The organism is Pseudomonas sp. H26/SER47-MNA-CIBAN-0231 (assembly GCF_040310465.1).
In the GTDB taxonomy this organism is placed as follows: Bacteria; Pseudomonadota; Gammaproteobacteria; order Pseudomonadales; family Pseudomonadaceae; genus Aquipseudomonas; species Aquipseudomonas atacamensis.
The window spans coordinates 17,540-40,637 of record NZ_JBEOPW010000015.1 but is presented as its reverse complement, the minus strand read 5'-3'; the positions used below and the strand labels follow the sequence as shown (position 1 = coordinate 40,637).

Genomic DNA, 23,098 nt, shown 5'->3' with positions numbered 1-23,098 from the left:
CGACATAGCGATCACTCGCCTTGGCGTGAAACAGGAGTAGAGCGGCATGGCAGAGAGCAAATATGCGCTCACGTACGCCGGTGAGAGCGGCAATGCAACGGACGGATTTTCGTTGCCCGACAACCTCGGCAAACCGCTGCAGGATTTGAATGTGACGCTAGCGATGGCAAGCGTGGATATTCGTTTGCTGACCCAGGAACAGATCAAGCTGCGGGAGCTACTGGTCAGTCAGCAGTTGTTGTTCAAGGTTGGCGCCGCCGCCCCCGCCACGAGCGAACCAAAGTCAAAACTCAACGCCGGGATCGAGCAGCGTCCGCCGCCGAAGCTGATGCAGCCGGCGATGGCCAACGAGACTGCGCTGGTTGAACTCAATCAGTTGCTCAAGATCAGCAACGACCAACTGCAAACGCATTCACAACGCACTCTGGAACTCGCCAGCGAGAAACAGGTGGCGGCCAGTGGTGCCACCAACGCTGACCTGTTGCAAGTTCAAGTCGCCGCAGCACGATCCGGTATTGCCGATGGCGCCAGGGGTGAGCAACGGGCGAACGAGCTGAAGTGGTTCTCCCGTGATGCCGCGATCAACGCAGCGGCGTTCAGGATGGACGTCAAAACGGCTGGCGAGATGTTGGCGGCCTGGCGTTCATCGCTGAAGCTGGATCGCTATCAGAGCCAGGATCTGGCCGATGCAACGAGCTATCTCGGCAACAGTGGCCTGGATGCCAAGGCCGCCGACATCGGTTCGGTCGTGCAACGTTCCGGCGAGGCTGCAATTACTGCCGGTATGACTCCGGAACAAGCGGCCGCGTTTGCGGCGGCACTGCTCAACAGTGGCGCAGACAAGGAGGGCGCCAGCGCCGCGTTGAAGGGTATTGCTTCGCTGCTGGCGAAGGGCGCAGATGTATCGACGGAGCAACGTACGGCTCTGAGCCAGTTAGGGTTGAATCCCGAATCGTTGGCAGGAGAGATGCGCAAGGACGCTCCCGCTGCCATCAACTCGGTGCTTGCTGCACTCAATAAACAACCGCTGCAAGAACGGGCAACACTGACGAAGACGCTGTTTGGCGAAAACGACGTCAGAGTTCTTGAACTGCTGAAGAAACCAGAGGATGTAAAAAACGCATTCTCCCAAGTGGCCGACAAGCGCCAATACGCGACATCGGAACTGGGCGCCGATTCGGGGGCAGCCGCGAAATCCGCCGAAGTATTTGGCAATACGTCGCAAGGGCGCTGGAATGCGCTCGATGCGAGTCTGACCCGGATGACCACCGCATTCGGCACGGCATTGGCGCCGTTGGCCGATGGTGCCGCAGTGGTGCTCACCGCGATGGCCAATGGCGTGAGTACTGCGGCGCAGGCTTTCCCGGCGCTTACTGCAGGATTGGTTCTGCTTGGTGCCGCTGCTCTTCCTTTTGTTGGCGGGGCGCTGAAAACCGGCGTTGCGTCAGTCATCGACACCGTTTCCGCGAAGCTGTTACGTCTGGCGACGACGCGATTGCCCCCCGATATTGCTGATGCCATCGTCGGTGACGATGTCTCTGATGGCGGGCGGAAAAACAAACGAGCGGGTCGTCGACCGGGTCGACGCACGCCGGCCAGAACATCGGCGCGCACGACAGTTCCACGCGCCAGTGGGAGCACTCGTTTGGATGGGCTCACGGCCAAGGTCGCGCCTCTGTTTGATGACATCAAAACGGGCTTCAAACTGTTCGCCGATGGCCTGGGCAACAGCGAGATGGCATCGCGACTCAAAGGGCCCGTTGCCAAGCTTATGCCCCTGGTCGAAAGCGTTGGCGCCAAGGTCATGCCCAAAATCGCCCAAGCGCTGCCAGCGGTAAAACTGGGAGCGCCGCTGGCCATCGCGCACGCGGCCTATACCGGACTGAAAGGTTGGCGCGAAGGCGATGACCAAGCGGTCAAAGGTGCCGCCGGCGAGCTGGCCGGCACTGCCATTGGCGCCACGATCGGTACCTTCATTGCGCCCGGTATTGGGACATTCCTCGGTGGGACTCTGGGCGGAATGCTCGGTTCTTACGTCGGTGAACAATGGGGCAAGCCTGCCGAGGACAAACTCGCGCCTCCCGCGCAAGTGGCCAAGGACCTGAGCAACGCTCAGACGCAAAACCAGCAGATCACCTATGCGCCGTCGATTCAGATCAGCGGCAGCGAAATCGCCAGCTCGGAAAAAGTCGGCGCGGTGATCTCTCAAGTGATGCAAAACCATTTCAGTACTCAGTTCATGTCGACAATGAGTACCAACCCCCTCGCCACCCGCCGCGACGCGGCCCTGACCGATGGAGTCGCCTGATGAAACAACAAATGGCATTGGGCAGTTTCATCTTCGGCCTGTCGCGCAACTTTGCGTACCACCAGTTGCTGCGCAAGTCTGACGGCGGCTGGACCGAGATACAGATCCTCACCAGCAAACCCAAGTCCAGCCAGACCGGACAGAAACCGGAAACCCTGACCATTACCGGCAAGTCGATGTACGCCATAGCCATGGATCGGCTCGATGAATTGCGAGCTTTGCAGGCGCTGCGTATCCCGCTGCCGTTGATCGACGGGATTGGTCGAAACTGGGGCCTGTGGCGGATCAGTAGCGTGCAGGAAACCCAGACCCAGATCATCGATGACGGTACGGCGATGGTAGTCGATTGGGTCATCGAACTGGCGGAGTTCAACAATGCGTAAAGCACGAAGTGTGGCCGGTGATTCGGTGAATCTGCTGCTCTACCGCGAAACCGGTCGCAGTGATGACGCTGCCGAAGAAGCGCTGTGGAAGCTCAACCCGACCCTGGCCGAACACGGGCCGATTCTGCCTGCTGGTGTCTGGGTCGTGCTGCCGGAACTGGATGTGAAACCCGCCGTGATCAAGGCGGCGACGGCCTGGGATTAAGGAGGTTGCATGGCACTGGGATTCACGCCGGCAGTAAATATCTACGGGGCCAACGCGGCCCTGCTCAATCAGCGCCTGATCAGTTGGGAGCACATCGACGCCGCCGGTTTCGAGTCCGATCAACTGACGTTGACTATCGATCTGGAGGGGCTTGAGGGGTTGCCGAATCTGGGCGGCAAGATTGGCCTGCAAGTCGGTTATCGAGAAACCGCAATGGTCGATAAAGGCCTGTTCAAAGTGACGCGTCTGACGCCGACACTGTTTCCGTTTCGCCTCACCCTGGTGGCCACTGCGGCGCCATTCAGCAAGGATGATGAAACCGGCTTCAAGCAGCGCCGCACCGCCAGTCATGGGCCAACGACGTTGGGTGGATTATTTCGCAAGCTGGTGGAGCTGCACGGATTTTCGCCACGGGTCGCGCCGGAGATTTCGTTGATACGCATCGAGCACATCGACCAGTCCAACGAGACCGACATGGGGTTTGTCACGCGTCTGGCGAAAAAATACAACGTCGTTGCCAAGCCTTACGGCGATGTTTATGTGCTGGCGCGGCCCGGGCAGACCAAGTCGTTGTCGGGGCAGATTCTGCCGGACGTGACGCTGTCGGTTACCCACAACAATCGCCCCGGCGATCACGCATTCATCAGCGCCACGCTGGAAGAATCGGCCCGCGAGCAGGCCAAGGGCTGCAAGACCTGTTTCTGGGATGCGGCGGCCGGGGTGTTGCGTTGGGTCGAGACGGGCGTAGCGCCGTTCAAGACGCTGCGCCAGAAGCAGCCCAGCGAAGCGGATGCCATCGCAGTTGGCGAGGGCGAAGTACGCAAGATGTTGCGCCAGAAGTACAAAGTGAAAATCACCTGCCCGGGCGATCCGCGCCTGGCGGCCGAAGGTCTGCTGTTGCTCGATGAGAGCTGGCCGGACTTCATGCGCGGACGCTGGTCGATCGACAAGGTCACCGCCAGCGGCAGTCGCGAGAACAGCTATCGCTGCCTGATTGATGCGTCGTGCCTGGATCCGAAGGCCGATTCCAAAGACTGATTCACCTCAATTTCACAGCGGTGAAGATCCCTGTGGGAGCGAGCTTGCTCGCGAATGCATTCTGTCATTCAAAACACGATTCGACTGATACACCGCTTTCGCGAGCAAGCTCGCTCCCACAGGTGTTTGCAGTGATCTGCAGACCGCATTTGACTCAACTCTGGAACACCCCATGAAGATCACCCCGATCCTCACGCAACTGCGTGGGCAATGCCCTGGGCTTGCCAATCATATTTCGGTGGGTGTCGATCTGGCGTTGCTGCAAAGCAACACCGATCTACCGACACCCTCAGCTCACGTACTGCCGCTGGCCGATCTGGCCAGTCCTGGCAATGCACAAAACCTCACCACCCAACCGATCCGCGACCGCTTCGAAATCGTCCTGGTGCTTGACTCCACCGACGCTACAAAAGCGCTGGATCGGTTGCACGACCTGCGGGCCGAACTGTGGCGCGCGCTGGTGGGGTTCAAGCCCGATGCCAACTACAGCGCCATCTTCTACGACGGCGGCGAGCTGGTCTCGATCAACAGCAGCAGCGCCTTCTATCGGCTGCGTTTTTATGCCGAGTTCCAGCTCGGCCGCAATCTGCCAAGTCAGCCTGCGGAGAGTTGGCACGAGCGCGAACTGGACGCTTTGTCGTCCTTTACCGGGATGACGGTGCGGGTCGATGCGATCGATCCGGCCGACCCCAATCTGCAACGCCCGGGTCCGGATGGCCGGGTGGAAATGACTTTCTCTGGAGACGTAACCCCATGAGCAACCGCATCACCGTAGTGCCGGCCGCTGGCCGTGTCGTACCTGACCCGGAGGCGGGCGACCTGTTGCCGGCTGCCGGCCGTGACGTGCTGGACAGCGCCTGGTGGCGCCGGCGTCTGGCCGACGGCGATATCACACTCAAAACCGCAAAAGCGGCTAAACCACAGGGAGCCAAATAATGGCGATCGGATTCAGCAACATCCCGGCGGACATTCGTGTGCCGCTGTTCTATGCCGAAATGGACAACTCGGCCGCCAACAGCGCGACTTCGGCCATGCGCCGTTTGATCGTCGCCCAGGTCAACGACAATATTGCCCCGACTGAAGTCGGCAAGCTGGTGCTGGTTTCCAGCGTGGCGCTGGCGAAAAGCATCGGCGGCCAAGGCTCGATGCTCGCCTCGATGTACGAGACCTTCCGCAAGGCCGACCCGATCGGCGAGATCTGGTGCCTGCCGCTGCACAACACCGAAGGCGCCATCGCCAAAGGCGTGTTGACCCTGACCGGCACCGCAACTCAGGCGGGCATGCTCAATCTATACGTCGGCGGCGTGCGCGTGCAGGCCACCGTGGTCAATGGCGCCACCGCCGCGCAAGCGGCCACCGCACTGGCGCAGAAAATCAACGCCACTGCCGACCTGCCAGTCAGCGCTGCCGCTGCGGAAGGTGTGGTCACCCTGAACGCCAAATGGACCGGCGACAGCGGCAACGACATCAGCCTGCAATTCAATCGCCTGGGCAAGAGCAACGGCGAAGAAACCCCGGCTGGCCTGACCAGCGCAATCAGCGCCATGATCGGCGGCGCTGGCGTGCCAGATCAGATCGCCGCCGTCGCAGCACTGGGCGATGAGCCTTTCGAATTCATCGCCTTGCCGTGGTCCGATCTGGCCACCCTCAACACCTGGCAAGCGGTCATGGATGACAGCACCGGTCGCTGGTCGTGGGCCAAGCAACTGTTCGGTCACGTCTACAGCGCCAAACGCGGCACGGTCGGTACGCTGGTCGCCGCAGGCCAGGCGCGCAACGATCAGCACATGACCATTCAGGCGCTGGAGCCGGGCGTACCGCAACCGTTCTGGGTGCAGGCCGCCGCGCTGGCTGCGCGCACGGCGGTGTTCATCTCCGCCGACGCCAGCCGTCCGACGCAAAGCGGCAGCCTGCCGGGCGTTGACCCGGCGCCGGCCAGCGAGCGCTTCACCCTGACCGAGCGTCAGTCGCTGCTCAACTACGGCATCGCCACTGCTTACTACGAAGGCGGTTACGTGCGCATCCAGCGCTCGATCACCACCTACCAGAAGAACGCCTACGGCCAGGCCGACAACTCCTATCTGGACAGCGAAACCATGCACCAGTCGGCGTTCATCGTGCGTCGTCTGCAAAGCGTGATCACCAGCAAATACGGCCGCCACAAACTGGCCTCCGACGGCACCCGTTTCGGCGCCGGCCAGCCTATCGTCACCCCGGCGACCATTCGCGGCGAGCTGATCGCGCAGTACGCCAAGCTCGAACTCGAAGGCCATGTGGAGAACGCCGAACTGTTCGCCGAACACCTGATCGTCGAGCGCGACGTGCAGGACCCGAGCCGCGTGAACGTGCTGTTCCCGCCGGATTACATCAACGGTCTGCGCGTGTTCGCACTGCTCAACCAGTTCCGTCTGCAGTACGACGACGCGGCCTGATCCGCGCAGTCGGCGCTAAGCATGCAGCCCACCTCGCGTGGGCTTTTTATTTGAAGGGAGAAACACCATGGGTCAACTGATTGCAGGCACCTGCTACGTCAAGGTCGACGGCGCACAACTGACCATCAATGGCGGCTGCGAAGCCCCGCTGATGGCCGTCAAACGTGAAACCGTCGTGCCCGGTTTCTACAAGGAAACCGACATCGCACCGTCGTTCAAAGTGACCGCGCTGCACACCGCCGACTTCCCGCTGAAGAAGCTGATCGAAGGCACCGATATCACCGTCACCTGCGAATTCAGCAACGGCAAAGTCTACGTGCTGGCCGGCGCCTATCTGGTCGAGGAGCCAGTCTCCAAGGGCGACGACGCCACCATCGAACTGAAATTCGAAGGCATCAAGGGGACCTGGCAATGAGCAGCGCCGTGAAGCTTCAAGTAGCAATCGAAGCCCACGGCGAGCCTCTGACCGAACTCGTTCTGCGTCGTCCGACGGTGCAGGAAGTGCGAGCGATCAAGGCGCTGCCGTACAAGATCGACAAGAGCGAAGAAGTCAGCCTCGACATGGACGTGGCGGCCAAATACATCGCCGTGTGCGCCGGCATCCCGCCGTCGTCGGTCAACCAGCTCGATCTGGCTGACCTCAATGCGCTGAGCTGGGCCGTCGCGAGTTTTTTCATGAGTGCGGCGTCGGCGCCATCACCGACCTGATCGCCGTCGCCTATGACCTGGCCTGGTTCTGGAAGGTTGACCCCGAACAGATGATGGCCAGGCCACTGGATGTGCTCCGCGAATCGCTGGAGCACGCGCAACGGATCAATGCGATGCAGCAGGTGCAGTGATGGCAGACGAAGAGAAGAAAACCCCGAAACCGGTGCTGATCACCGGCATCGATGAACTCTCGCCCAAACTGGGCGCCCTGCGCATGAAGGTTGAGAGTTTTAAAAACAATCTCGAGCAGACCGGCCTCGGCAAACTGGACATCAGTGGTCTGTTCAACGGCGGCAGCGTGATCACGCCGTTTGTAGACGGCATCAAATCGGCCGCAGCGTTCCAGGGCAAATTGAGCGAAGTCAGCGACACGGCGAAAACCGTCGATCTGCCCGCCGCGCCGATTGCTGCCACGCGGAACATGAACGTGTTCAGTGCGTCGATGCAGAAGGTTTCGGCGGCGGTGGACGCTGCCCTGGTGCCGGCGGTGGGGGCTTTGGTGGTCGGACTGGAGCCGATGCTGACGCAGGTCGGCAGCTTGCTCGCCGACAACCCGAAACTGGTTGAAGGCCTGGCGGCGGGGGCAATTGCCTTCTCCGCTATGCAAACCGCGGTCACCGGTATGACGCAGGTGATGGACGTCATGAGCATCGTGCTCAAGACCAACCCGATCATGCTGATCGCCATGGGCATTGCCGTGGCGGCCGGTTTGATCGTGGCCAACTGGACACCGATCAGCGCGTTTTTCACAGGGATGTGGGAAGGCGTGAAAAACATCGGTGCGAGTGCGATGGCGACGTTGCGCTCGGTACTAGACTGGCGACCGCTGGCGGCACTGGCTGCGCTGTGGGAACCGGTCACGGGATTTTTCTCGGCCATCTGGGACAAGGTCACGGTCGTGACGGCGCCAGTGATCGACTTCTTCAAGTCGGTTTTCGCGTGGTCGCCTGCGGGGATGATCATCGAAAACTGGGGGGCGCTGACCGGTTTGTTCTCGGCGATCTGGGAATTGCTCGAGGCCTTGAGTGTGCCGGTGATGGCGTTTCTCAGAAACCTGTTCGATTTCTCGCCGATGCAGATGATTACCGATGCGTGGGGTGGTGTCGTGAGGTTCTTCGAACCGATGTTCAGCGGCCTGCTAGAAGTCGCGCTACCGGCTAAAGAATTCCTCGTGTCGCTGTTCGACTTCTCGCCAATGCAGATGATCACCAGCGCCTGGGGAGGCGTTGTTGCGTATTTCCAGCCGATATTGACGATGCTGCAATCGGCTGTGCAAAGCACCCGGGATACTTTGCGGGCACTGTTCGATTTTTTCCCGATGCAAATGCTCACCAGCGCCTGGGGTGGGGTTGTCGGGTTTTTCGAACCGATCTGGATGGCGCTGCAAACGTCTGTGCAGCGGGTCAGAGGCTTTTTCACCAGCCTGTTCGAGTGGTCGCCGCTGGAGCAGATTGCCCAATATTGGCAGCCAGTCGGTGAAGTCTTTTCGGCGATCTGTGGCGTTGTGTTGGCGCTGTCCGCGCCGGTCGCGGACTTTCTGCACAGCCTGTTCGAATGGAAGCCTCTGGATCAGATCATCGAGAGTTGGGGGCCGATCACCGAGTGGTTCGGCGAGTTGTGGCAAAAGCTGCAAACCCTCATTGCGCCGATCAAGGAGTTGTTCGACGGTGGCTTCGCCGGACTGATCGCCAAGGTCACCGGCAAGGTTGAAACGCTGACCCAAGCGCAACGCGAGACCAATGCCGAAGGCAAGGGTGAGCTGGCGCCGGCGTTCTTCGCTGCCAGCCCGGGAGCTGTCGGCAACGGCACACTGCAAAGCGGCTCGTTGCCACAAACCTCCAGCGCGCTGATCCAGCAAAGTGCCGCCAACAACCGTACGCAACTCGAAGGCGGTCTGACCGTGCGCTTCGAAAATGCGCCGGCGGGCCTGCGCACCGAACAACCGCAAACCAATCAACCTGGCCTGGCCGTGTCTTCACGCATCGGCTATCGCTCGCTGTCGATGGGAGGTTCCCAATGAACTGGCGTGACCGTTTATTGCCGGCATCCTTTCGCGGTGTCGGTTTCTGGATCGACCAGGCGAAAACCCCGGTCGGTCGCAAAGGGCAGTTGCATGAATACCCGCAACGCGACCTGCCGTTTTTCGAGGACCTCGGCCAACAGGCCAAGACCCACGATCTGACCGCGTTCATCATCGGCCCTGATTGTCTGGAGCAGCGCGACAAGTTGCTCAAGGCGCTGGAGCAGGGCCGTGGTGAGCTGGTGCATCCGTGGCTCGGACGCCTGCAAGTCAAGGTCGGCGAGTGCGACATGACCCACACTCGCCAGGACGGTGGGTTGGTGACGTTCGCCTTGAAGTTCTATCCCGACCAACCCCTGCCGTTTCCGACAGCCACGGTCAGCACGCAGAAAGTGCTGCTGGCCAAGGCCGACGGACTGCTGGGTTCGGCGGTGGCGCGTTTCGAACAGGCGATGACTTTGATCAAGGCTGCGCGGATCGGCATCACCAACCTGCGCAACAGCCTCACCGGCGTCTATGACGTGATCAAGGAGCAACTGAAACCTTTGATCGAGCAGTACCGGCAGATCACTGAGCTGGTCAACGCCGTAAAGGAACTGCCCATGGAAGTGGCGGCGGAATTCAAGGGTTTGCTCGGTGATATCAAGGAGCTGAAAGCGTTCGCCAAGGAAGGCTACCGTGGCGTGATTGCTGACGTGTCGCAGCAACTCGAAGCGATTCGCAAAGCCGATGCGCCGAAGATCACCACGGGCAAGGACACCAATGCCGCCGCGCAGGCGATGGCGGATCTGGTGCAGGACACGCTGCTGGTCAAAGTGGCGCAGTGGGTGGCGTCGATGCCGGTGGCGACCACGCCGGTGAAGCTGGCGTCGACACCGTCGGTGGCTCAACAGTCGACGTCGCCGGTGAGTCGTCAGGAAGTTCCCGTCAGCGATGACATGCAAGCGCTGCGCACAGCGGTGACTGCAGCGATCGACCCGATGCTGGCGAAAGCCGGACCTGCGCACTTCCAGGCCATCAACGATGTAAAGGAAGCGCTCGTGGCTCATCTCAAAGCGGTGGCGTCCTCCGGCGTGCGTCAAGTCAGCAAATCGTTTCAGGAAAGCTTTCCGGCAGTGGTCGTGGCCTACAAACAGTTTGGCGACGCCACGCGGGTCGAAGAAGTGACTCAGCGTAATGCGATTACCCATCCCGGTTTCTCGCCCAACGATGTGAAAGTCTCGCGGGAGTGACGCCATGAACGAGATGGACAATCACGTCACGCTGACGGTCAACAATATGGAATACGGCGGCTGGAAAAGCGTCGAAATCACCGCTGATCTGGAGCGTCAGTTCCGCACTTTCAAACTCGACATCACCTGGCAATGGCCAGGGCAGGCCGTAGACCAAAGGATCAAACCCGGCGACCCCTGCGAGGTAAAAATCGGCAAGGACCTGGTGCTCACCGGTTACGTGTTCAAAGCACCGACCCGCTATGACGGGCGGCAGATCAGCCTGACCATCGAAGGCAGTTCCAAGACCCAGGATCTGGTCGATTGCGCCGCTCGCAACCTGCCCAGCCAATGGCAGCAACAACCCTTGCTGACTATCGTCCGCGATCTGGCGAGCGAATATGGGCTGTCATTGGTCAACGAGATCAGCGAAACCACACGCCTGACCAAACACACCATCGTGCCGGGTGAAACGGCATTCCAGTCGATCGACCGATTGCTCTCGCTGCTGCGGGTGTTTTCCACCGACAACGAGCTGGGCCAGTTGGTGTTGGCCAAACCCGGCAGCGGTGGCCGCGCCAGCGATGCGCTGGAGCTGGGCAAGAATATCCTGTCGGCCAATGCGCCAATGGATTTCAGCCAGGTGTTCTCCGAGTACCGGGTGATCGGCCAGCAAAAAGGCTCGGATGCGAAGAGCGGCGCGGCGGTCAGCGAAGTCGAGTCGACCGCGGCCGATCTGAGTTTCAAACGGCGGCGCACCACGGTGATCAATGAAGGCACGCAACTGACCTTTGAGTTGGCGCAGCAGCGTGCCCAATGGGAAAGCGCGACCCGCATGGGCCGCGCACAGACCACCACCTATCAGGTGCAGGGCTGGCGGCAGAGCAATGGCGATTTGTGGCGCCACAACACGCTGGTGAAGGTCAAGGATCCGGTGCTCGATTTCGATGGTGACATGCTGATTTCCAAGGTCACTTATTCGCTGTCGGCGCAGGGATCGGTGACCACGCTGCAAGTTGCCCCGCCGCATACCTTTGATCCTGATCCGACTCCCCCGAAAAAAACCTGAGCCTGACCCCGAACCCTGTGGGAGCGAGCCTGCTCGCGAAAGCGTCGCCAGCCTCAACATCACAGCGCCTGACCCGCCGCGTTCGCGAGCAGGCTCGCTCCCACACTGATCCCATTCGGGCGACTCTTTTCAAGGACACCCCATGAGCCTACTGACACGCCTGCTGGCGCGCGGCACTGTCGTGCTCGCCAATTCGGCTTCGAAACTGCAATCGCTGCAAATGCGCCTCACCGCCGGTGAAATCAACGACGACCTCGAACACTTCGAACCCTACGGTTTCACCAGCCATCCGCTGGCGGGAGCCGAAGGGGTCGTCACCTTCATCGGCGGCGACCGTTCCCACGCCATCGCCCTGGTCATCGCCGACCGTCGCTATCGCCTGCAAGCGCTCGCTGCCGGTGAAGTGGCGATCTACACCGACGAGGGCGACAAAATTCATTTCAAGCGCGGGCGGATCATCGACATCGAAACCGCCACGCTGAACATCCGCGCCAGCAGCGCGGTGAACTTCGACACGCCGGTGATAAACCAGACCGGCAAGATCGTTTCCACCGGTGATCAACTGGCTGGCGGCATCAGCCAGATCAAACACGTGCATGTTGGCGTGCAGGCCGGCAACGGTCAGACCGGCGCGCCGGCAGGAGGCCAGTGATGTTCATCAGCCAGAACCTCCACGCCGCGCTGACCCGCGCCGTGCTCATCAGTCTGTTCACCTGGCGTCGCGCCGCTGATGACGACGCCCTCGATGACGAAGAGCGCTTCGGCTGGTGGGGCGACAGTTTCCCCACGGTTGCCGACGATCGCATCGGCTCGCGGCTGTGGCTGCTGCGCCGGGTCAAGCTGACGCGGCAGACGCAAATGGACGCCGAATTTTATGCCCGCGAAGCCCTGCAATGGCTGCTCGACGACGGCCACTGCAGCGCCATCGACATCATCAGCGAACGCCTCGACGCCCAGCGCCTGAAACTGCGCACGGTCCTGACCCTGGCCGACGGTGAGCGTCTGGACATCAACCCCGATAACAGTTGGCAGGTGATCTATGCCGTTTGAAACCCCTTCGCTGCCGGTGCTGATCAAGCGCACCCAAAGCGACCTGGCCGGCGATTCGCTGCGCCAGTCCGATGCGCAAGTGCTCGCCCGCACCCTCGGCGGCGCCGCTTATGGTCTGTACGGTTATCTCGACTGGATTGCCGAGCAGATCCTGCCCGACAAGGCTGACGAGTCGACTCTGGAACGCATCGCCGCGCTGCGCCTGAACCAACCGCGTAAAGCTGCGCAGGTGGCTACCGGCAGCGTCAGTTTTACTGCAACTGCTGGCGCCGTGCTCGACGTCGACACGCTGCTGCAAGCGAACGATGGCCGCACCTACAAAGTCACCACCGCGCGCACCACGGTCAATGGCAGCAACAACACCACAATTGCCGCGTTGGAGGCCGGCAGTCTGGGCAACGCTGATGCGGGTTTGACGCTGACCCCGGTGCAACCGATTGCCGGGATTGTCGGCAACAGCTTCGTGGTGCTGGCGCCGGGCCTCAGCGGCGGTGTGGCGCCGGAAAGCCTCGAATCGCTGCGCTCGCGGGTCATCCGTTCCTACCGCGTGATTCCCCATGGTGGCGCGGCCAGCGACTACGAAACCTGGGCGCTGGAAGTGCCGGGTGTGACGCGGGCGTGGTGCCGGGGCGGCGAAGGCGGCATGGGCATTGTCAGCCTGTTCATCATGCGCGATGACGATACGCAGCCGATTCCCGGGGCTGAGCAATTAGCCGAGGTTCAGGCCTATATCGAACCGCTGCGTCCGGTGACCGCCGAAGTCCATGTGCTGGCTCCGGAGCAGGTCCCGGTCACCTATAAAATACGCTTGAGTCCCGATACCAGCGCCGTGCGGGCCGCGGTGCAAGCGCAACTGCACGATTTGCACAACCGCGAGGCCGGTCTGGGCGACACCTTGCTGCAAAGTCATATTCGCGAAGCGATCAGCAGCGCCACCGGTGAGTATGACCACCAACTGATTGCGCCCGTTGGCAATGTCGTGCCGACCGAGAACCAGTTGCTGACCTTCGGGGGGTGCATATGGGAGGCATAAGAACTGCGGTGCAATATCAGGCCCAGTTACGCAATTTGCTGCCCAGTGGTCCGGCCTGGGACCCGGAGCGAGTACCTGAACTGGACGCAGTGCTCGTGAGTATTTCCCAAGAGCTGTCGCGTCTGGACGCCCGCGCCGTTGATCTGCAAAACGAAATGGATCCTGCCGGCGTCAGCGAGCTGGTACCCGATTGGGAGCGGGTCATGAATTTGCCTGATCCCTGCCTTGGACAGAAGCCTTTGTTCGACGACCGTCGTCTGGCGGTGCGCCGACGCCTGCTCGCAGTCGGCAGCCAGACCATAGGCTACTTCGTCGAAATCGCCAGAACTCAAGGCTATCCCAACGCCACCGTGACTGAGTTGAGAGCACCACGAATGGGGCGCTCACGTTTCGGTAAGGGGCACTTTGGCAGTTGGCAGGCGCAGTTCATGTGGACGCTCAATACCGGTGGTCGGCAATTCATCGGCCGGCGTTTCGGCGCCAGTTATTGGGGCGAGCGCTTTGGCGTAAATCCCGGTAGCGCCCTGGAATGCCTTATCCATCGCAGTGCACCTGCGCATACCCGTGTGCACATCAATTATGACTAGAGGTTAGAAAGTATGGATTACCCGAAAAACACCCCCGGTGTCGGGCTGGTGAATGGACAGTTTGTGGACGAGAACCCGGTCGCAGGAACACCTGGGTCTTTGATCCCGGCAACTTGGGGCAATGCTGTTACCCAAGAGATCCTGAACGTGATCAAAGCGGCGGGGATGGAGCCCGAGGAAGATGTTTCAACGCAGCTGCTGCAAGCCATCCAGAGTTTTGCCGCTCATGACTTCAAGAACTCGGTGCGGGTAGCGACCACGGGAACAATTGCCCTCAGCGGTTTGCAGAACATCGATGGTGTACAACTGGCCGTTGCCGATCGAGTGCTGGTGAAAGATCAGGCCAATGCATCGCAAAACGGTGTTTACGTGGTGGCTGCCGGCTCATGGTCGCGCGCAGTGGATGCCGCGCAGGACTATCAAGTGACCAGCAGCTTTATCATTGCGACCGATGAAGGTGTGGTGAACAGGTCCCGTCTTTGGCAACTGACCACACCCGGTCCGATCAAGGTCGGCACTACTGCGCTGACGTTTGAATTGCTGGCGGGGTACACCGGGGTCGCATCTGGCGAATACCGCAAGGTCATGGTTAATGCACGGGGGCAAGTAACAGCCGGCTCTAATCCGACAACCCTTGATGGGTACGGCATAGTGGATGCGTACACGAAAGTGGCTGCCAACAGCGCATTTGTGAAACAAGGCGGTGGCGCCGGGCAACTTGGCAATACCGTGTCCATTGGCTGGGACGGCAAGAACATCCTGATCCAGGTGGACGCTACCAGTTTTGGCAACCTGTGGTGTTCGGCCAACTTTGACCCCGGGACCAAGGCCAATGTCGCGGACGTTTACAGCAAGAGTGCGACGAATGGCTTGCTGGACGCCAAAATCGCTTCGGATGCGTGTTCGGTGGCCGGTTTCGCAGGTGGGAGCTCCGCTTCTCCTTATATGCGAAACAAGAACAGCAACGAAGTCGTGATGCTGGCGAAAAGTGCCTCGACACTTGCGGGCTATGGCATCACGGATGGCATGACGCGTGCCGAGATCACCGGCCAAGTCAGTGCTCGCGTGCTCAGTGACGGCATTACCTGGGCAGGGTTTGCCAGTAATGATCCGAATCAGCCCTATATGCGGCGTACTTCCGATAACGGCGTTTATCTTTTGCAGCCCCGTCTGGGGTTTACCCCGGTTCGCCAAGGCGGAGGAAACTTCCAGTCGAACAATACGGTAATGATCGGCTGGGCGGCTGACAGTACGTCTCTGCGGGCACAAGTCGATGCAACTGATCTGGGCAGCATCTGGACCGACGGCATCGGTAATGCGAAAGCGGTCGCTGCGCAATCAACCGCCGAAGCAGGGGTGGTCGGTTCTTATGCCTTGTTGGTCGTTGGCGGAGGAGGCGCTACAGGGCCGGGCGCACTTGCTGCCGGTGTCAACTGCCGGTTCACGGCCACCGACGGCTCTGCCTGGGGCGGCGCACCTGCCGGCACCTGGCGAATCATGGGGGCTATCCGAAATGCCGACGGTGCCAGCCCTGACTCCACTGTTCTATGCCTGAGGGTTTATTGAAATGATGACAATTCTGAGTGCGCGTCAGCCTTGCTGGAACGACGTGGAACATACCTCGTTGAACCTGTTGGTGACTTTCGAGGAGACCAGAGATTCATTGGGTGAAGTACCCTTTACGGCTTCGCCGAAAGATCCGGAGACTCACGGTCGAGAATTGTTTGAACGGGCAGTTGCTCTGGAATACGGCGACATTGCCGAACCCGACGAAGAACAACTGAAAGATGCAATGCGCATGAAATCTTCCGCGCTCTCGGCATTGGCTTCCTCGATGATCGCAAAGTTGCAGAGTGACCTCAGCACTCTGCAGGACTCCGTGGCATTGGGCATGGCAACAGATGAGGAATCCACGCAGTTGCCAATGACCCAGGCGCAACTTGATCTCTGGAGAAAGTACCGGGTACTGCTTTCCAGAGTCGAAAGTCAGCCCGCTTTCCCTCGCGCGATCGATTGGCCACCGCAGCCTGATTGAATGCTTCAGTGCTGGAGTCGAGTGCGTCAGCCGCGAAAACAATCTGCAAGTGCTCAGTATTTTTGCTGAATGCAGATGCGTTCGAAAGACCGGGCTGGCTGTGTGCGCACTCGGCATCGAATGAATACAGCCGGAGACTAAAAATGGATTATCCAAAGAGTGTGCCCAATATCGGACTGGTCAACGGCAGGTTCGTGGATGAAAACCCTGCAAGCGGAGCGCCGGGCTCGCTGATTCCAGCGGTGTGGGGAAATGGTGTAACGCAGGAAATTCTTAGTGTTGTTGAGGCGGCGGGTTTAACGCCGGAAGAGACGACCAACGATCAATTGCTCGGCGCACTTCGCAGCCCGGCGCTGTTTTTGACTGCCGCCCAGTTTGATAAAAGTCGGTCGGTGGCCACTGCTGAGTTTGTTCAGCGTGCATTAGGCAGTTACGCAAGTGCAAGGGGAGTATCCGCCGCAACGCAACTGTCGATCGCTGATGTCGGCTGCTCGATCGGAATGGGCGGGACCGTTTCCTATACCGTTACCCTGCCTGACGTGGCCTCGGTACCTGATGGCGCGAGTATTGGCCTGCACTGCCGCAACAGCGCACCGGTCACGGTTGCGAGTAAGTCCGGTGCGCAGATCAGCCCCCAAGGGGCCTATCTGACCTCGATTGTGATGAACAGCGGGGAGAGCGCCAACTTTGTCAAAGAGAGTGGCATCTGGACGGTTTACGGGACCGCCAGTTTGAAATACGCCGCGCTGTTTTCCGGAATGGTCAGCAATCCCGGGTATCAAAAACACGCTAGTGGCAACATCGATCAGTGGGGCACGGGGATATCGAACGCCGAGGGGGATGTCTACGTGACATTTGCGATGACTTTTCCCAAGGCATATTTCTCGCTGGTAGCGACACATACGGGGGGCGATGCGGCGATGGTTGCGGTAACAGCGTACAGCGCAAAGGGCTGCACGCTGAGAATTCGCAATGCTGCTGGTCAAGTCAGCGCCGGTTGGTCGGTGAATTATTTTGCAAAGGGCTACTGAATGAATCCCTTCACTGTTTTATTCAGCGCCAGCACCCAAGGCGCGTATGTGCCGGGTATCAACTCGACGGACATTCCCGATGACGTAATCGAGATTCCTCAGGGCTATTGGATCTCATTACTGCAACAGTTGGCGGTCACGCCAAAAATGATCGGCGTGAGCGCCACTAACGGTTATCCGATTCTCGTCGATCCCCCGCCACCCTCGCCGGATGCAGCTGCTGACGCCGAGCGCGCCTGGCGTACGGCCCAGCTGGCCGCCACTGACGGTTTGGTGGCGCGTGACCGGGACGAACTCGAGGACGGCGGCGGTACCACGCTTACTACCGAGCAATACGCACAGTTGCAGGCCTATCGTCGTGACTTGCGTGAGTGGCCGCAGGGATCATTTTTTCCGTTCAGCGAGCATCGGCCAGTGGCTCCCGTATGGTTGGCCGCTGCACTCTGAGGCCGTTTTGATCGAACGGTTCATTACCTGAAAACTCCGGAAAAAAATGGCTGGCAAGCATCAACCGCCAGCCGTGATTCAATCGGGACAACATCCAGGGAGGATCAAGCATCATGCAATTAACTGAAAAACACCTTATCGACATCATGCCCAACGCCCGCTCCCAAGCGGGCGTTTTTGTTTCGCCACTCAACACCGCGATGGCCAGGCATCGCATCGATACGCCAAAACGTATCGCGGCTTTTCTGGCACAGGTCGGTCACGAGTCGGGCCAATTGCGTTACGTGCGCGAACTGGGCAACAACCAGTACCTGAGCAAATACGACACCGGCACGCTGGCGCTGCGTCTGGGCAATACTCCGGAAGCCGACGGCGACGGGCAAAAGTATCGCGGGCGAGGACTGATTCAGATCACCGGCCGGGCAAATTATCGTCAGTGCAGTCTCGGCTTGTTTGGCGATGAGCGTCTGTTGGCATTGCCCGAATTGCTCGAGCAACCGCAATGGGCGGCCGAATCGGCGGCGTGGTTCTGGGCGCAGAAGGGCCTGAATGAACTGGCCGACGCGGACCAGTTCAACACCATCACCCGCCGGATCAACGGCGGGTTGAATGGCTTGCAGGATCGCCTGGAAATTTGGACACGGGCGAGGGCGGTGCTATGTCCGGCTCCTGGCGGGTGATTGGCCTGTTGTTGCTGGTGGCGGGGGCTTTCGCCGCGGCGTGGCAGTTTCAGGACTGGCGTTACGGGCGGCACTTGGCCGACCAAGCGCGGTTAAACGCCGAAACCCTCAATCAACTGACGCTGACCGCCGCCACCGCGCAACAGGCCGAGCAGGACAAACGCCTGGCGCTGGAGCAACGGCTCGCAGCGAGTGAACAAACCCATTACCGAGCGCTGAGCGATGCCCAACGTGATCAGGATCGTCTGCGCGATCGCCTTGCTACTGCCGATGTGCGGCTGTCAGTCCTTCTCGATGCCGGCGACGTTGCCCACGGCTGTGCGGTGCCAGCCACCGCCGGCACCGGCGGCGTGGATTCTGCAGCCGTACGCGCCCGACTTGACCCGGCGCATGCTCAACGAATTATCGCCATCACTGACACCGGCGATCGTGGATTGATTGCGTTGCAGGCCTGTCAGGCCTATGTCAGAGCGCTGGCGCCCGAACATCTTGAATGATTCTGTGTATTGAAAGCATGGCCGGCTCGTGTACGGTGAAGGCATTCCACACGATCCGGAGCTCGCCGTGAAAGAGACCACCCAACTGGCCGCAGAACTGGGCCGACGTCTGCAAGTGCTCAATGCCCATGTCACTACCGCCGAGTCCTGCACAGGTGGCGGGATTGCCGAAGCGATTACGCGGATTCCGGGCAGTTCGGCCTGGTTTGAAGCGGGGTACGTGACGTATTCCAATCGGCAGAAGACCCGGCAGCTGGATGTGCCGGGCGATTTGTTCGAGACGGTAGGGGCGGTCAGTCGCGAAGTGGTCGAGGCCATGGTGCGCGGTGCGCAGCAGCACAGCCTGGCGCATTTTGCCGTGGCGGTCAGCGGTGTCGCCGGCCCCGACGGTGGCACACCGAACAAGCCAGTCGGCACGGTATGGCTGGCCTGGGGTGTTGGCGACGAGGTTTACAGTGAGGTTCAGCACTTCCCCGGCAACCGTGATGAAGTCCGCCGACAAACGGTGAAGGCCGCGCTAGAGGGGCTTGTGCGACTAGCGGCACGAGAAATCGAAAATCAGGGGTAGGCGATCTTCGAACGCTGTGGAATAATACTGGCTACTTATACAGGTGTTGGCCGTCAGGCCTTATTGATTACGTGAGGACTTTAATGGACGACAACAAGAAGAAAGCCTTGGCTGCGGCCCTGGGTCAGATCGAACGTCAATTCGGCAAGGGTGCCGTAATGCGTATGGGCGATCAGGACCGTCAGGCGATCCCGGCCATCTCTACTGGCTCTCTGGGTCTGGATATCGCACTCGGCATCGGCGGTCTGCCAAAAGGCCGTATTGTTGAAATCTACGGTCCTGAATCCTCCGGTAAAACCACACTGACCTTGTCCGTGATCGCCCAGGCGCAGAAAGCCGGCGCGACCTGCGCATTCGTCGACGCCGAACACGCACTCGATCCAGAGTATGCCGGCAAGCTCGGCGTCAACGTCGACGACCTGCTGGTTTCCCAGCCGGACACCGGCGAACAGGCCCTGGAAATCACCGACATGCTGGTGCGCTCCAACGCCGTTGACGTGATCATCGTCGACTCCGTGGCGGCACTGGTACCGAAGGCTGAAATCGAAGGTGAAATGGGCGACATGCACGTCGGCCTGCAAGCACGTCTGATGTCTCAGGCGCTGCGTAAAATCACCGGTAACATCAAGAACGCCAACTGCCTGGTCATCTTCATCAACCAGATCCGTATGAAGATCGGTGTGATGTTCGGTAGCCCGGAAACCACCACCGGTGGTAACGCGCTGAAGTTCTACGCTTCGGTTCGTCTCGACATCCGCCGTACTGGCGCGGTGAAGGAAGGCGACGAAGTGGTCGGCAGCGAAACTCGCGTCAAGGTTGTGAAGAACAAGGTGGCTTCGCCGTTCCGTCAGGCCGAGTTCCAGATTCTTTACGGCAAAGGCATCTACCTCAACGGCGAGATGATCGACCTGGGTGTGCTGCACGGTTTTGTCGAGAAGTCCGGCGCCTGGTACGCCTACGAAGGCACCAAGATCGGTCAGGGCAAGGCCAACTCGGCCAAGTTCCTGGCGGACAACCCGGAAATTGCCGCGAAGCTCGAGAAGCAGCTGCGTGACAAGCTGCTGTCGCCAGCTGTGATCGCGGACTCCAAGGCCTCGGCGGTCAAAGAGACCGAAGACGACCTGGCCGACGCTGACCTCTGATACCAGCGATGACCACCGCCGTACTGGATACCCTCGTCGCGGTGCGGCGAACCGCTATGGACCTGCTCGCACGTCGCGAGCATGGTCGAGTCGAGTTGACGCGTAAGCTGCGTCAGCGCGGCGCCGAGGCGGAGCTGATCGAAACAGCCCTCGACCGTTTGACGGAAGAGGGGCTGCTTTCCGAAGCCCGTTACCTTGAAAGTTTTGTCTCCTACCGTGCCCGTTCCGGCTATGGCCCCCTGCGAATTCGCGAGGAGCTCAGCCAGCGGGGTTTGCAACGTACCGATATCGAAATCGCCCTGCGCGAAAGCGGTATCAATTGGCAGGCGCAGCTTCAGGATACGTGGCAACGCAAATTCTCCGGGCATCTACCGATTGATGCGAAAGAGCGGGCCAGGCAAGGCCGGTTTCTGGCGTATCGTGGGTTCTCGATGGAGATGATCAACCGCTTGTTCAGCGGTCGAGGGATGGACGATTAGACCGATTCGACAAAAAAGGCCCGCTATTTTTTAGAAAATAGCGGGCCTTTTTTTGCCTTCAAATCACGTTGAAAGGCTCGCGTGAGCGTTGTGCAGTGGGCGGTTTTGAATCGGCCCAGTTTTCCGGCAGATTGATAAAGTCCACCAACTCCCTCAGACGACCATGGGTGCGGCCATTGAAGGCAAACGCCAGCCGCACCAGATGGCTGAACTGCGCATCGTCGTGTTCTTCGCCGCTGTAGGCATGTTGATGAAACTCGTCGCTCAGGCACAGGTCGGTGAACTCTTCCTGCATCTGCGTCAGTGCCTGGTCGCTGAGCTTGTGGTTCATGCGAATTACAAATTGCCGCTTGAGCCAGCGGCTGGAGTGGAAGTTGCTATAGAACTGATTGATCTCGTCCACCGCGTCTTCAACGCTGTAAACCAGTCGCATCAGCTTCATATCGGTCGGCAGGATATAGCGGTTTTCTTCCAGCTGATTGCGGATGAAGTCCAGCGCACCTTGCCAGAAGGTACCGCCCGGAACATCCAGCAACACCACCGGCACCAATGGGCTTTTGCCGGTCTGAATCAGTGTCAGCACTTCCAGCGCTTCATCAAGGGTGCCAAACCCGCCCGGGCACAGTACCAGCGCGTCTGCCTCTTTGACGAAGAACAGTTTTCGGGTGAAGAAAAAGTGGAATGGCAACAGATTGTCGGTGCCGTCGACGGTGGGGTTGGCATGTTGTTCGAAGGGCAGGGTGATGTTGAACCCCAAGCTGTGATCTCGACCGGCTCCTTCGTGGGCGGCGGCCATGATGCCGCCGCCGGCGCCAGTGATGACCATCATCTCTGCACGCGTCAGCGCTGCGCCGAGTTCGCGGGCCATCGCGTATAGCGGATGTTCCACTGGCGTACGTGCCGAGCCGAACACGGTGACTTTGCGCCGGCCCTTGAATTGTTCGAGCACGCGGAACGCCTGCTCCAGTTCACGCAGGGCTTGCAGGGTGATCTTGGCGTTCCAGCGGTTGTGGTCTTCCTGAGCCATGCGCAGCACGGTCAGGATCATGTCGCGGTAGATGGGGATGTTCGGGCTGTTGGTGGAAACACGGTTGAGTTGGGCTTCGACTTGGCTGATGAGGTCGCCGCTTTCCTGAAAATGACGGCTCAAGAGGTCATTCGGTTGATAAGGCATTCAACGTCTCCTTCTGTACAGAGCGGGTAGCCCGGACAACCAGCGTCCGGGTCGCACTGCAAAAACACACAGGGCCGGCAGTTCCATTTCTGCCGTTAACGAATGATCGGGAATACTCTCAATCTAGACCCTCGCACGCATTCGCGCTGACTTGAACAGTGCGCTGTAACGTTTTGTCTGGCAACCGCTTACTGATTTGCGCTAAAGCCCCGCCGCTCGTCTGAACGTGTCGCAAAGGGCCATCACTCTGATTTACTCAAATACAGACGTCGCAAGACAACCTTGCGTTTGCAAGGCAAAGCAATTCAAGGATTCGTGGGTGGCAAGGAGGCGGGATGCATGGTCAGAGTGGTTCTGGAGATCGATACTCAGCTGTATCGAATGTTGCAGGAGTCGGCCGAGACGCATCAATTGAGTCTCGAAGAAGAGTGCTGCCGACGATTGGCCGGCGGCGAACGCCGCTCGCGCTATCTGCAGGCGCTGGTGGCAGAACTGCGCGCCGAGGATGAACAGCGGCGCGCCAAGGCTTCGCGCTGATTACTTCTTTTTCGCTGGCGCGGCTTTCGGGCAATCGGATTCCTGATAGCTGGCCGAACCGATGGCTTTGTTGGTTTTCACTTCGGTGAAGTCGTAACGCATGATCGCGCCCTTGGCCATCAGCTTGCGGTACGACGGGTTGTTGCACACCGACGCGCCCAACTGGAAATACACAGCCTTGGGATCGGCGCGCATCTTGTCGGCGTGGCTCTTTTGCACGCTCAGATGGTTGATCAGCTGTGTGCCTTCGACGGTGTAGCCTTGATCAAGAATGTCTTCATTGATCGCCCGTGGCGTGCCGACGCTGCTTTGGGCGGCGACGTTGCGCAGCTCTCGGTTCAGATTCTGCTCACTCAGGGACGCAGCCTGAGCGGTAAAGGACGACGCCAGCAGAATGGCAGCGGTGGGAACGATAAGGCGCAGCATGAAACTCTCCTGATTCGGTGACTGGTGCTTCGACCCGT

Annotated in this window: 27 protein-coding genes and 1 pseudogene; 26 read left to right on the top strand and 2 right to left on the bottom strand. The window is 59.8% G+C overall.

All coding sequences use genetic code 11. The annotated features are described in order from the left end of the window. Positions 1-46: 46 nt before the first annotated feature. From AAEZ10_RS20525 to recX, 25 genes and pseudogenes are all read left to right on the top strand, one after another. Positions 47-2,308 carry a phage tail tape measure protein gene (locus tag AAEZ10_RS20525; RefSeq protein WP_350570758.1) on the top strand — a complete coding sequence of 754 codons (2,262 nt, stop codon included), beginning with the start codon at positions 47-49 and terminating at the stop codon, positions 2,306-2,308. Further along, complete coding sequence (locus tag AAEZ10_RS20520; RefSeq protein ID WP_073475991.1) at positions 2,308-2,691, top strand: phage tail protein; 384 nt, start codon at positions 2,308-2,310, stop codon at positions 2,689-2,691. The genes AAEZ10_RS20525 and AAEZ10_RS20520 overlap by 1 nt, the downstream gene beginning before the upstream one ends. Further along, positions 2,684-2,896 (top strand): tail protein X, encoded by a 213-nt coding sequence (locus tag AAEZ10_RS20515; protein ID WP_073475989.1) that lies wholly within the window; start codon positions 2,684-2,686, stop codon positions 2,894-2,896. The genes AAEZ10_RS20520 and AAEZ10_RS20515 overlap by 8 nt, the downstream gene beginning before the upstream one ends. Before the next feature lie 9 nt (positions 2,897-2,905). Continuing rightward, on the top strand, positions 2,906-3,934 hold the full coding sequence (locus AAEZ10_RS20510; RefSeq protein WP_122704950.1) for a phage late control D family protein: 1,029 nt from the start codon (positions 2,906-2,908) through the stop codon (positions 3,932-3,934). A gap of 172 nt (positions 3,935-4,106) precedes the next feature. Continuing rightward, entirely contained in the window at positions 4,107-4,691 is a 585-nt protein-coding gene (locus AAEZ10_RS20505) for a phage tail terminator protein (RefSeq protein ID WP_350570755.1), read from the top strand. Further along, positions 4,688-4,870, top strand: coding sequence for a DUF2635 domain-containing protein (locus AAEZ10_RS20500; protein ID WP_016771429.1), 183 nt, complete (start codon positions 4,688-4,690; stop codon positions 4,868-4,870). The genes AAEZ10_RS20505 and AAEZ10_RS20500 overlap by 4 nt, the downstream gene beginning before the upstream one ends. Continuing rightward, positions 4,870-6,366 carry a phage tail sheath subtilisin-like domain-containing protein gene (locus AAEZ10_RS20495; RefSeq protein ID WP_122747621.1) on the top strand — a complete coding sequence of 499 codons (1,497 nt, stop codon included), beginning with the start codon at positions 4,870-4,872 and terminating at the stop codon, positions 6,364-6,366. Before AAEZ10_RS20500 ends, AAEZ10_RS20495 begins: the two co-directional genes overlap by 1 nt. Positions 6,367-6,433: 67 nt before the next feature. Further along, the gene (locus AAEZ10_RS20490) at positions 6,434-6,781 is read left to right on the top strand and encodes a phage tail tube protein (protein WP_007908779.1); all 348 of its coding nucleotides are present in this window, start codon (positions 6,434-6,436) and stop codon (positions 6,779-6,781) included. Further along, positions 6,778-7,074 (top strand): phage tail assembly protein, encoded by a 297-nt coding sequence (locus AAEZ10_RS20485; RefSeq protein ID WP_073475981.1) that lies wholly within the window; start codon positions 6,778-6,780, stop codon positions 7,072-7,074. Before AAEZ10_RS20490 ends, AAEZ10_RS20485 begins: the two co-directional genes overlap by 4 nt. Before the next feature lie 130 nt (positions 7,075-7,204). Continuing rightward, positions 7,205-9,104: pseudogene (locus AAEZ10_RS20480) on the top strand (phage tail tape measure protein). Continuing rightward, the gene (locus AAEZ10_RS20475; protein ID WP_350570749.1) at positions 9,091-10,326 is read left to right on the top strand and encodes a DNA circularization protein; all 1,236 of its coding nucleotides are present in this window, start codon (positions 9,091-9,093) and stop codon (positions 10,324-10,326) included. Before AAEZ10_RS20480 ends, AAEZ10_RS20475 begins: the two are co-directional and overlap by 14 nt. Before the next feature lie 4 nt (positions 10,327-10,330). Then, the gene (locus AAEZ10_RS20470) at positions 10,331-11,374 is read left to right on the top strand and encodes a phage baseplate assembly protein (protein ID WP_350570747.1); all 1,044 of its coding nucleotides are present in this window, start codon (positions 10,331-10,333) and stop codon (positions 11,372-11,374) included. Between the two features lie 142 nt (positions 11,375-11,516). Continuing rightward, the gene (locus AAEZ10_RS20465) at positions 11,517-12,026 is read left to right on the top strand and encodes a phage baseplate assembly protein V (RefSeq protein ID WP_110645920.1); all 510 of its coding nucleotides are present in this window, start codon (positions 11,517-11,519) and stop codon (positions 12,024-12,026) included. After that, positions 12,026-12,424: a phage GP46 family protein gene (locus tag AAEZ10_RS20460; protein ID WP_110645921.1), complete on the top strand. Its 399-nt coding sequence runs from the start codon at positions 12,026-12,028 to the stop codon at positions 12,422-12,424. The genes AAEZ10_RS20465 and AAEZ10_RS20460 overlap by 1 nt, the downstream gene beginning before the upstream one ends. After that, complete coding sequence (locus tag AAEZ10_RS20455; RefSeq protein ID WP_122704964.1) at positions 12,414-13,457, top strand: baseplate J/gp47 family protein; 1,044 nt, start codon at positions 12,414-12,416, stop codon at positions 13,455-13,457. Before AAEZ10_RS20460 ends, AAEZ10_RS20455 begins: the two co-directional genes overlap by 11 nt. Further along, positions 13,445-14,044, top strand: coding sequence for a YmfQ family protein (locus AAEZ10_RS20450; RefSeq protein WP_122704966.1), 600 nt, complete (start codon positions 13,445-13,447; stop codon positions 14,042-14,044). The genes AAEZ10_RS20455 and AAEZ10_RS20450 overlap by 13 nt, the downstream gene beginning before the upstream one ends. Before the next feature lie 12 nt (positions 14,045-14,056). Beyond that, complete coding sequence (locus tag AAEZ10_RS20445) at positions 14,057-15,610, top strand: phage tail protein (protein ID WP_122704968.1); 1,554 nt, start codon at positions 14,057-14,059, stop codon at positions 15,608-15,610. A gap of 1 nt (position 15,611) precedes the next feature. Next, positions 15,612-16,079, top strand: a complete 468-nt coding sequence (locus AAEZ10_RS20440) for a tail fiber assembly protein (RefSeq protein ID WP_277419426.1) — start codon at positions 15,612-15,614, stop codon at positions 16,077-16,079. A gap of 143 nt (positions 16,080-16,222) precedes the next feature. Then, complete coding sequence (locus AAEZ10_RS20435; protein WP_122704970.1) at positions 16,223-17,110, top strand: gp53-like domain-containing protein; 888 nt, start codon at positions 16,223-16,225, stop codon at positions 17,108-17,110. Then, a complete protein-coding gene (locus AAEZ10_RS20430) occupies positions 17,111-17,557 on the top strand; it encodes a tail fiber assembly protein (RefSeq protein ID WP_350570743.1) in 447 nt (148 codons plus the stop codon). 113 nt (positions 17,558-17,670) lie between these two features. Further along, entirely contained in the window at positions 17,671-18,237 is a 567-nt protein-coding gene (locus tag AAEZ10_RS20425) for a glycoside hydrolase family 19 protein (RefSeq protein WP_350570741.1), read from the top strand. Then, positions 18,216-18,734 (top strand): lysis system i-spanin subunit Rz, encoded by a 519-nt coding sequence (locus AAEZ10_RS20420; protein ID WP_122704976.1) that lies wholly within the window; start codon positions 18,216-18,218, stop codon positions 18,732-18,734. The genes AAEZ10_RS20425 and AAEZ10_RS20420 overlap by 22 nt, the downstream gene beginning before the upstream one ends. A gap of 67 nt (positions 18,735-18,801) precedes the next feature. Next, the gene (locus tag AAEZ10_RS20415; RefSeq protein WP_038861108.1) at positions 18,802-19,302 is read left to right on the top strand and encodes a CinA family protein; all 501 of its coding nucleotides are present in this window, start codon (positions 18,802-18,804) and stop codon (positions 19,300-19,302) included. An 83-nt stretch (positions 19,303-19,385) separates the two neighbouring features. Beyond that, a complete protein-coding gene (gene recA / locus AAEZ10_RS20410) occupies positions 19,386-20,444 on the top strand; it encodes a recombinase RecA (protein ID WP_024011876.1) in 1,059 nt (352 codons plus the stop codon). A gap of 8 nt (positions 20,445-20,452) precedes the next feature. After that, complete coding sequence (gene recX / locus AAEZ10_RS20405) at positions 20,453-20,923, top strand: recombination regulator RecX (protein ID WP_041478085.1); 471 nt, start codon at positions 20,453-20,455, stop codon at positions 20,921-20,923. A 58-nt stretch (positions 20,924-20,981) separates the two neighbouring features. On the opposite strand, the gene AAEZ10_RS20400 is transcribed toward recX, so the two are convergent. Then, positions 20,982-22,097, bottom strand: coding sequence for an LOG family protein (locus AAEZ10_RS20400; RefSeq protein WP_282385495.1), 1,116 nt, complete (start codon positions 22,095-22,097; stop codon positions 20,982-20,984). Positions 22,098-22,436: 339 nt separating this feature from the next. On the opposite strand from AAEZ10_RS20400, the gene AAEZ10_RS20395 reads away from it, so the two are divergent. Then, entirely contained in the window at positions 22,437-22,634 is a 198-nt protein-coding gene (locus AAEZ10_RS20395; RefSeq protein ID WP_016770569.1) for a hypothetical protein, read from the top strand. Here AAEZ10_RS20395 and AAEZ10_RS20390 read toward each other — a convergent pair whose 3' ends face one another. Next, positions 22,635-23,060, bottom strand: a complete 426-nt coding sequence (locus AAEZ10_RS20390) for a PA3611 family quorum-sensing-regulated virulence factor (RefSeq protein WP_007908738.1) — start codon at positions 23,058-23,060, stop codon at positions 22,635-22,637. Between the last annotated feature and the right edge of the window lie 38 nt (positions 23,061-23,098).

What these genes read in the sequence shown, in the direction of transcription:
- AAEZ10_RS20525 (WP_350570758.1), top strand. Translation starts at nt 47, where the DNA reads ATGGCAGAGAGCAAATATGCGCTCACGTACGCCGGTGAGAGCGGCAAT.
- AAEZ10_RS20520 (WP_073475991.1), top strand. Translation starts at nt 2,308, where the DNA reads ATGAAACAACAAATGGCATTGGGCAGTTTCATCTTCGGCCTGTCGCGC.
- AAEZ10_RS20515 (WP_073475989.1), top strand. Translation starts at nt 2,684, where the DNA reads ATGCGTAAAGCACGAAGTGTGGCCGGTGATTCGGTGAATCTGCTGCTC.
- AAEZ10_RS20510 (WP_122704950.1), top strand. Translation starts at nt 2,906, where the DNA reads ATGGCACTGGGATTCACGCCGGCAGTAAATATCTACGGGGCCAACGCG.
- AAEZ10_RS20505 (WP_350570755.1), top strand. Translation starts at nt 4,107, where the DNA reads ATGAAGATCACCCCGATCCTCACGCAACTGCGTGGGCAATGCCCTGGG.
- AAEZ10_RS20500 (WP_016771429.1), top strand. Translation starts at nt 4,688, where the DNA reads ATGAGCAACCGCATCACCGTAGTGCCGGCCGCTGGCCGTGTCGTACCT.
- AAEZ10_RS20495 (WP_122747621.1), top strand. Translation starts at nt 4,870, where the DNA reads ATGGCGATCGGATTCAGCAACATCCCGGCGGACATTCGTGTGCCGCTG.
- AAEZ10_RS20490 (WP_007908779.1), top strand. Translation starts at nt 6,434, where the DNA reads ATGGGTCAACTGATTGCAGGCACCTGCTACGTCAAGGTCGACGGCGCA.
- AAEZ10_RS20485 (WP_073475981.1), top strand. Translation starts at nt 6,778, where the DNA reads ATGAGCAGCGCCGTGAAGCTTCAAGTAGCAATCGAAGCCCACGGCGAG.
- AAEZ10_RS20475 (WP_350570749.1), top strand. Translation starts at nt 9,091, where the DNA reads ATGAACTGGCGTGACCGTTTATTGCCGGCATCCTTTCGCGGTGTCGGT.
- AAEZ10_RS20470 (WP_350570747.1), top strand. Translation starts at nt 10,331, where the DNA reads ATGAACGAGATGGACAATCACGTCACGCTGACGGTCAACAATATGGAA.
- AAEZ10_RS20465 (WP_110645920.1), top strand. Translation starts at nt 11,517, where the DNA reads ATGAGCCTACTGACACGCCTGCTGGCGCGCGGCACTGTCGTGCTCGCC.
- AAEZ10_RS20460 (WP_110645921.1), top strand. Translation starts at nt 12,026, where the DNA reads ATGTTCATCAGCCAGAACCTCCACGCCGCGCTGACCCGCGCCGTGCTC.
- AAEZ10_RS20455 (WP_122704964.1), top strand. Translation starts at nt 12,414, where the DNA reads ATGCCGTTTGAAACCCCTTCGCTGCCGGTGCTGATCAAGCGCACCCAA.
- AAEZ10_RS20450 (WP_122704966.1), top strand. Translation starts at nt 13,445, where the DNA reads ATGGGAGGCATAAGAACTGCGGTGCAATATCAGGCCCAGTTACGCAAT.
- AAEZ10_RS20445 (WP_122704968.1), top strand. Translation starts at nt 14,057, where the DNA reads ATGGATTACCCGAAAAACACCCCCGGTGTCGGGCTGGTGAATGGACAG.
- AAEZ10_RS20440 (WP_277419426.1), top strand. Translation starts at nt 15,612, where the DNA reads ATGATGACAATTCTGAGTGCGCGTCAGCCTTGCTGGAACGACGTGGAA.
- AAEZ10_RS20435 (WP_122704970.1), top strand. Translation starts at nt 16,223, where the DNA reads ATGGATTATCCAAAGAGTGTGCCCAATATCGGACTGGTCAACGGCAGG.
- AAEZ10_RS20430 (WP_350570743.1), top strand. Translation starts at nt 17,111, where the DNA reads ATGAATCCCTTCACTGTTTTATTCAGCGCCAGCACCCAAGGCGCGTAT.
- AAEZ10_RS20425 (WP_350570741.1), top strand. Translation starts at nt 17,671, where the DNA reads ATGCAATTAACTGAAAAACACCTTATCGACATCATGCCCAACGCCCGC.
- AAEZ10_RS20420 (WP_122704976.1), top strand. Translation starts at nt 18,216, where the DNA reads ATGTCCGGCTCCTGGCGGGTGATTGGCCTGTTGTTGCTGGTGGCGGGG.
- recA (WP_024011876.1), top strand. Translation starts at nt 19,386, where the DNA reads ATGGACGACAACAAGAAGAAAGCCTTGGCTGCGGCCCTGGGTCAGATC.
- recX (WP_041478085.1), top strand. Translation starts at nt 20,453, where the DNA reads ATGACCACCGCCGTACTGGATACCCTCGTCGCGGTGCGGCGAACCGCT.
- AAEZ10_RS20400 (WP_282385495.1), bottom strand. Translation starts at nt 22,097, where the DNA reads ATGCCTTATCAACCGAATGACCTCTTGAGCCGTCATTTTCAGGAAAGC.
- AAEZ10_RS20395 (WP_016770569.1), top strand. Translation starts at nt 22,437, where the DNA reads ATGGTCAGAGTGGTTCTGGAGATCGATACTCAGCTGTATCGAATGTTG.
- AAEZ10_RS20390 (WP_007908738.1), bottom strand. Translation starts at nt 23,060, where the DNA reads ATGCTGCGCCTTATCGTTCCCACCGCTGCCATTCTGCTGGCGTCGTCC.